Origin of the sequence: Frigoribacterium sp. CFBP 8751, assembly GCF_014841545.1 — a bacterium.
GTDB lineage: Bacteria > Actinomycetota > Actinomycetes > Actinomycetales > Microbacteriaceae > Frigoribacterium.
Genome location: NZ_JACYUB010000015.1, coordinates 1 through 797 on the forward strand (window position 1 = coordinate 1; position 797 = coordinate 797).

2 protein-coding genes are annotated in these 797 nt (G+C 63.9%); one reads left to right on the forward strand and one right to left on the reverse strand.

Annotated elements, in window-relative coordinates; all coding sequences use genetic code 11:
- Positions 1-117: 117 nt before the first annotated feature.
- Positions 118-567, forward strand: coding sequence for a hypothetical protein (locus tag IFT88_RS16720; RefSeq protein ID WP_192122052.1), 450 nt, complete (start codon positions 118-120; stop codon positions 565-567).
- 29 nt (positions 568-596) lie between these two features.
- Here IFT88_RS16720 and IFT88_RS16855 read toward each other — a convergent pair.
- Positions 597-797: hypothetical protein (locus IFT88_RS16855; RefSeq protein ID WP_207110915.1), on the reverse strand; the 201-nt coding region annotated here is incomplete at its 5' end.

The following is a 797-nucleotide window of genomic DNA, read 5'->3' on the forward strand; positions in this document are numbered from 1 at the left end:
CACCAGCACCAGCACCAGCACCAGCACCAGCACCAGCACCAGCACCAGCACCAGCACCAGCACCAGCACCAGCAGCACCAGCAGCACCAGCCGCACTGTCGCGAAGGGTAGGACACGATGATCCGACGACGCATCCTCGAAGCTTCTGCAGGAGCAGGCGTTCTCTGCCTACTGCTATCAGGATGCAGCGGAACCGCTGCGGCGGGGACCGATGACCTGCCAACCTTCACGTCGATGGACCGACTTGTCTCCGCCGTTGACGAGCACCTTGGCTGCGACACCGACCCTGCCGGCGATCCTGTCACCCCGATGAACGGCGACGCCCTGCCCACGGATCAAGCGCTATGCCTGCCCCACGTGCAGATCGACCTCTATAAGGACCAGGCGGCACTGGAAAAGGCTCTCAACCTGTGGAGCGATACTCAACAAGGTCCTGTGCCGTTGGTGCACGGTGGCAACTGGATGATGGTGGACCTCACCGGGGTGGCTACTGGTGAGCCCTCGGCCGTCGACCTGGAGGGGCTTGCATCTGAGATGGCCGCTGAATACGAGACCGTCGCCGCCTGATGACGTATCGATGACCGGCGAGCGATCCCCTATCTGATGATGACGCGCCACGCGCCCTTCTCGGTGCTCGCCACCGAGGAGAAGCTGACTTTCGTCATGCCCTCGCGAAACGACTCTGGGATGTCCAGCTCGAGCACGCCCTCGGCGCAGCTCGCACGGGCGGACGTAGTGTCGACGGCACCCGCAGCTGAAGTCAGACCTAACAACCCCTCGACGGATCCGGCGCCGAG

Bases quoted from the DNA above. Each gene is read 5' to 3' on its own strand.
- IFT88_RS16720 (WP_192122052.1), top strand. From the start codon at position 118: ATGATCCGACGACGCATCCTCGAAGCTTCTGCAGGAGCAGGCGTTCTC.